Genomic DNA, 5,590 nt, shown 5'->3' with positions numbered 1-5,590 from the left:
GCATCGCTGCGATGCCGGATCGTGTGCGGTCGTATTTCAGCCATGAGTACGTTCGGTACGCTCAGTAATTTAGGTATTTGATTGCCGGGTTAATAGCTTAGCTTGACCCGCCTGCGACGGCTTGTAGCTCCGGATGATTCCCCTGACAACGCCGAGGATGTTCAGCGTCTCTTTGGCTCTCATGCTGGGCATGCCCCCTCCGTGTGCGGCTAGGTGTGGTTGACCACGGTCGGTTCTGTATTCCTTGATGGTGTGGCTGCCATCGATCTCGGCCACTACCACATCACCGTGGACGGCCTGCATGCTCGTCTCCACCACGGCCACATCACCGCTGAGGATCCCGGCGTCGACCATCGAGTCGCCACGCACCTTCAGGAACATGGTCTTCGACGGCCTGGCTATCAGCAACTGATCTAGCGCCTGCGCATGAACGAGATTGGTGGCATTGCCTTCACAGCCAAATCCGGCTCGCACCTCGCTATCACTGACATCGACGGTGAAGAACTCGGGGCCGGGCACGAGCCGGGCACCCACGGATTTTTCCAAATGGCCTGAGGCAATCAAGCGCTTGGTCAGTTTGAAGGCCGCGTTCTTGGCTTTGAAGCCCAGCGCCTTGGCCATTTCGCTGTACGAGGGGATGCAACCCACGCGGGCGTAGAGGTCACGGAGGCGGCGCAGATGCAGAGCGTCATTGTTGGTTCGAGCCATGACAAAATTATAGTGTCCATTCGTCCACTAATCAAGGACAGATGCACGCAGGACGCTGTGGCGTCCTGGCGGTTGCAGGCGTGATCAGTTAGAGAACAGGTCCAGATTCCCGCTGCGGGCGATGTCGTTCCAGATGCGGTCCGGTAGGGGATGGCGCGAGAAGAAGACCAGGCGGTAAATCGAGCGCCCTTTGCCGTCGCTGATCAGCGGCATCTGCCCGCTGATCCTGAATCCCAAGGCTCCAACCGCCCTGCACCAAGCGTCGAAGAACCAGGCGGGGAGTCTCGACTTGGACAGCTCGTCGATCGGTGCGGCAAGGCGCCAGCCCGGCAGCGCATCGTCAAACCGGTCCCGCTTGGGGTCCAGTTCCATGTCGATATTGCGCGTCAGGTCCATCAAGCTGAAGTGGACTGCGAAGTCCACGTACTGTAGCTTGGCAAGCCGCTCGATAATCGAGAATGACAGGAACTCTAGGTTGTAGGGATCAATGTATGCGAGCGCTAGGGCTCCAAAAGGGACAGCCTTGGCCATCTCGTCAACGGTCTGCTTGGCCGGTCCCACGAAGCTTTGTATGTTTGCGCCCGCGGCCTTAAGCCTCATTTCGTTGGCGTGGACTCGGTCGGGTTCAATGTCGCCCACGAGCAACTTTGTGAATGGTGCGCCGGAGCGTACAGACTGGCGGTAAGCCGCGACCGAACCGCCGTCCCGCGTGAAGCTCTCGCCCTCAACCTGAACGCGACCAGGACCGCAGAATGGGTCAATCAGCACCCGCTGCTTGAACTTCTTCTGCGCTTCGCGCGTGGCGTCTAGGTGGCGTGCTAAGTAACGGTGCTTCTCATTCACTACCCAGCGCCCTACGCCGCGGCCGTGAGGTCCTCGTTCTACCGGCAGTTCGGGGTAGGGATCGGGCGATACAACGTCAGGTATCTCTGTTTTCAAGCCATCTCCAAGCACAGCGCGACCGGAGATGACGACGATCCGATCGCACGTTCAAAATGTGATAGTCGCAAAATTGTTGTGTTGCAGCCTGCAGGCAACTCGGGAGGACGTGCGTGATCACGTCAGAAACAAGGCAGCCTGTCGGAGGCGCTCTGCCAGCGCTGTCATGACTTTTGCGTAGGATTTCGGTGCTCTGGCTCAACGTGCTGCCGCGAGTATGATAAATCTATACAGAGTATCCCCCACCGTTACTGCGTAGTTCATGTTTATCAAGCGCTGGGGCGTGGGTTCTATCAGGTCGGCACCTTGTCTCCACGCGGGAACATGACTAGCGAACGTTCGTCGGCCATGTGCCCAGAAAAGCAAGAATCGCCAACTTGGATCGACGGCTGCTCGCATAGGCAGAAGCTCTTAACTGAACTGGGTATCCCCTTCGTTCCGCGCCATCTCATAGGCTGCTTTAACGCTGATTGTTTTCCGCGCCTGCAGTAGATACGATCCAGTTGCCTCCGGGTATCCGCGCCTATCTTCATCGATTCTGAAGAACTGTGCTTGTTGTCGGCGTCGAAGGCGTAGGGCCACACGCCGTCGCCGGTGAGGTTGCCCTTGGCGTCGTGGGTGAGCGTAGCGCCGGCCGCGGTGGTGTATTGGTTCAGGCCGTTGGCGGTGTAGCTCTGGGTGCCGTTGGCGTAGCCCGTCCATTGGTACAGATCGTTCGTCCAGCTCTGGCCCACGATCTCCTGCACCTGGTTGCGGGTGTAGGTCGTGATCTGGTCCTGCGCGGTGCCGGTCAGGTTGTGCGCGAGGCTGGCGAGCGCGCCTTGGGGTCTGTAGCCGTAGCTCGTCGTCGTGCCGTTGCCGAGCGTGACGGTCGTGCGCCGCGACAGATCGTCGTAGGCGTAGGTGGCCAGGTTGGTCGTGCCCAGCTCCCTGATCGCGCTCGGTGAGCACGGTCATCCTCAACGATGTAAAACAGCGTGTTTTTGGTCATTTTGGGTGATGTTCGAGGCCTGAAGTCCCTCATCTTCGATGACCAAAAGTTTTTCTGAAATATCAGCGCGTTATCGACTCCGTTCGGGCACGGTTTGTGCTTTACGTACTGGCGCGCGCTGCGTGCAGAGTCAGCCCTACTGCCTGGCGACAACTCGCCCGGAACGTAGGCGTTGTCAAGGCTGCGGGCGTAGCCCGCACCCGAAGGGCATGGCCTTGAAAACGCCGGAGTGCAGGGCACCCTCGCGTTCAAGCAGAAGGGCGGATCGGCGTTCATGCGGCAGTTCACCATCGCGGAGGGTGACCATCACAACATCAAATCCGGTGATCACACTCAGCTCGGACGGTTGAGCGCGTCATAGGTGGTGGTGACGTAGGTTTGTGCCAGCGCCGTGCCGACCGCCCGCTTGACCTGATGCACGCTGTCGTCGGCGTTGTACACCGTCTCGGTGACCCGGTTGCCGCCCTGCGCCGCCGGGAGCGCCTCGGTGACGCGCATCAGCCGGTCGAGGTCGTCGTAGGCGTAGTCGGTGACCGCAACCGGAGCGGCGGCCGTCGGGCAGGTGGTGGCCGCAGCCGTTACCTCCGGACCCTAGGCCTTCAGAAGCTTGCCGGTATAGTCAGGCGCACCACGGCCAAGTCACTCCCCTAAACCGTGGTGCGTCCCCTATTTCTTCCGGTAGTACGCACGTTGCGCACTGCTGATGTCGAACGGCTGGGCGGCGTCGGTCGCGCGAGGAAACAGCCATACGCGGGGTTTGCAGATGCGCCAATAGACGCGCAGCGCTTCGAGCAGGTTCGGGCTGAGCAGCGTGTAGCGATCCTTGCCGCCCTTGCCTGCCACCACCCGGATGCACATGCGATCCGGTGCGCTGTCGATGTCGGCGACGCGTAGCGCGCACACCTCGGACACCCGCAGTCCGGCCGCGTAGGCCGTCATCAACAGCGTGCGCGTGCGCAGATTGGCAGCCGCTTCGAACAGGCGTGCCAGTTCCTCGCGCGAGAGGATCTCCGGCTGACGCTGCGGCGTGTGTGCGTAGGGAATCGTGATGGCTTCGGCCCTGCGGCCCAGCACAGTGTCGAAGAAGAACTTCAGCGCGCACACGGCCTGGTTCACGGTCGTGTAGGCCAGGTGCCGCTCGGTGATCCGGTGCAGCAGCCAGGCCTTGACTTGCGCGCCATCGAGCCGGTCGGGGCTGCAGTGGTAGTGCGCGGCCAACTGCGCGACCACCGACAGGTAGGCCTGCTGCGTGCGCCGTGCCAATCCGCGCAGCACCATCGCGTCGATCATCTGCTGACGTAAGGAGCTCATGACACTTCTCCTTGAACGCGGGGACATCCCCGGTTTCAAGGTAGGTCGGCGGCGCAGACGTCACGAAAAAACGCGGTGGCGCTTGGGTTCGCGGCCACCGCGTCAGCGGTTTAGTTCAACTATCCAGATGCGGTCAATCTACTCACAAGTTCCATTGCTCGGGTACGGTCGAGTTGCTGAGTAAGCAACGGATTGGCAAGCTCGTGAAGAACCTCCTCGATCAACGTTTCCGCACTAGCGTCAAGCTGAACATCATCTCGCCCTTCGACTTGGTTCGCCCACAGTTCAACCTCGGCCTCAGACACTTCGGCGCGTAGATATCGCTGCAACACGCTGGTTAGATGTCCTTGCGTTAGCTCAACACCTTCGCCCTCGTAATCCCAAGTCATCGAAGCGAGTTCTCCAATGACGCGCTCCAGGGGCATCGTCAGTTCAAGCAACTCGTGCACAAGAGCAAGGCGCCTCGTTTCCTCGCTAGTCATGGGAACACTCCACCGTTGAGCTTGTCCTTGACGTGCACTATGTTGCCCGCCGGATCGTATGTCGTCTTCGTGTACTGGATCGTGTTTCCCGCCGCGTCGATCTGCTTTTCATAGACAGCTGATGATCCAGGTACGCGTCCGGGAGAAGTAGCTTGGACAGCAACACCCTCATTCGGGAGCGGCTTTACACTCAAACTTTCCTTCGCGTTCGCCGGCAGCTTCTTTTCAAACCGACCGATATTTTTCACTTGCTCCGCGGTGACCTTTACTTCCCTTGCGGCATCGTAGATTACATCAGCCGCACGCCCAAGCCCACGCAGCCCGACGACACCGGCGCTCGCCGCGAACCCGATCTCTCCAAACGGCGTCGGCTCGATGAGCGCAGCACCGCCGATCCCGGTCATGACCGAAATCTCTTCACCTGTCGGCATCGCAGCCCGACCGGCATCCATCATCACTCCACCGACCTTTCCGGCAAACAACTTTAGATCAGCTGCAGCCAACCCCGTCGGATCACTGAAGTTGACCGGGTTGTTGCCCACATACGCATACAGGTTCAGGTCATCCGCGGTGCCGATCGGGTCGGTCTGCAGGAAGCGCCCCAGGGCCGGCGAGTAGAATCGCGCCTTGTAGTAGTACAGGTTCAACCCGCCCAGGTACTGCTGCCCGGTGTAGCGGAAGCGCACGCCGGTGGTGACGTTCGGTTCGCCGAATGGGCCGTAGCTGTGGATCGCGGTGCTGGTGCCGGCGCTGTTGGCCGTGCCGATGATGCTGCCCAGGTGGTCGGCGTAGAGCCAGCTCTTGGCGGTGGTCGTGCTGCCTTCGTACCACACCAGCGGTTCATCCACGCCAGGGCCGTGCACATAGCGGCGCAGGAGCGTACCCGCGCCGTCGTACTCGGCCACCAGATCGACGCCGTCGTAGGCGAGATCGGTGATCGCGCCGGCCAGGGTGGTCCGGCGCAGCCGGCCTTCGGCGTCGTAGGCGAGTGTGGCGGCGTAGCCGGTCTTGGTCGCGCTCTTGAGCTTGTTGTCGGCGTCGAAGGCGTAGGTCCACACGCCGTCGCCGGTGAGGTTGCCCCGGGCGTCGTGGGTGAGCGTGGCGCCGGCCGCGGTGGTGTATTGGTTCAGGCCGTTGGCGGTGTAGCTCTGGGTGCCGT

The 5,590-nt window shown here is 61.0% G+C and carries 7 protein-coding genes; all 7 read right to left on the bottom strand.

Going from position 1 to position 5,590, the window contains the following annotated elements; all coding sequences use genetic code 11:
* Window positions 1-69: 69 nt before the first annotated feature.
* Window positions 70-708, bottom strand: coding sequence for a LexA family protein (locus tag ACUH78_RS18580; RefSeq protein ID WP_445334375.1), 639 nt, complete (start codon window positions 706-708; stop codon window positions 70-72).
* A gap of 84 nt (window positions 709-792) precedes the next feature.
* The gene (gene tcmP / locus ACUH78_RS18575) at window positions 793-1,551 is read right to left on the bottom strand and encodes a three-Cys-motif partner protein TcmP (protein WP_445334376.1); all 759 of its coding nucleotides are present in this window, start codon (window positions 1,549-1,551) and stop codon (window positions 793-795) included.
* 389 nt (window positions 1,552-1,940) lie between these two features.
* Window positions 1,941-2,381: a hypothetical protein gene (locus tag ACUH78_RS18570; protein ID WP_445334377.1), complete on the bottom strand. Its 441-nt coding sequence runs from the start codon at window positions 2,379-2,381 to the stop codon at window positions 1,941-1,943.
* Window positions 2,382-2,971: 590 nt separating this feature from the next.
* Window positions 2,972-3,136 (bottom strand): hypothetical protein, encoded by a 165-nt coding sequence (locus ACUH78_RS18565; protein ID WP_445334378.1) that lies wholly within the window; start codon window positions 3,134-3,136, stop codon window positions 2,972-2,974.
* Window positions 3,137-3,304: 168 nt separating this feature from the next.
* Window positions 3,305-3,949, bottom strand: a complete 645-nt coding sequence (locus ACUH78_RS18560; protein ID WP_445334379.1) for a tyrosine-type recombinase/integrase — start codon at window positions 3,947-3,949, stop codon at window positions 3,305-3,307.
* Window positions 3,950-4,068: 119 nt separating this feature from the next.
* Window positions 4,069-4,431 carry a hypothetical protein gene (locus ACUH78_RS18555; RefSeq protein ID WP_445334380.1) on the bottom strand — a complete coding sequence of 121 codons (363 nt, stop codon included), beginning with the start codon at window positions 4,429-4,431 and terminating at the stop codon, window positions 4,069-4,071.
* Window positions 4,428-5,590, bottom strand: a 1,163-nt coding sequence (locus ACUH78_RS18550; RefSeq protein ID WP_510497595.1) for an RHS repeat-associated core domain-containing protein, incomplete at its 5' end; no start/stop codon positions are given. The genes ACUH78_RS18555 and ACUH78_RS18550, both read right to left, overlap by 4 nt.

This window comes from Thauera sp. ZXT1-4 (genome assembly GCF_052598215.2).
The sequence above is the reverse complement of the archived record's forward strand: the minus strand, read 5'-3'. Positions and strand labels throughout refer to the sequence as shown.

Excerpts from the sequence above, each read along its gene's own strand:
- ACUH78_RS18580 (WP_445334375.1), bottom strand. The coding sequence starts at position 708 with ATGGCTCGAACCAACAATGACGCTCTGCATCTGCGCCGCCTCCGTGAC.
- ACUH78_RS18565 (WP_445334378.1), bottom strand. The coding sequence starts at position 3,136 with ATGCGCGTCACCGAGGCGCTCCCGGCGGCGCAGGGCGGCAACCGGGTC.
- ACUH78_RS18560 (WP_445334379.1), bottom strand. The coding sequence starts at position 3,949 with ATGAGCTCCTTACGTCAGCAGATGATCGACGCGATGGTGCTGCGCGGA.
- ACUH78_RS18555 (WP_445334380.1), bottom strand. The coding sequence starts at position 4,431 with ATGACTAGCGAGGAAACGAGGCGCCTTGCTCTTGTGCACGAGTTGCTT.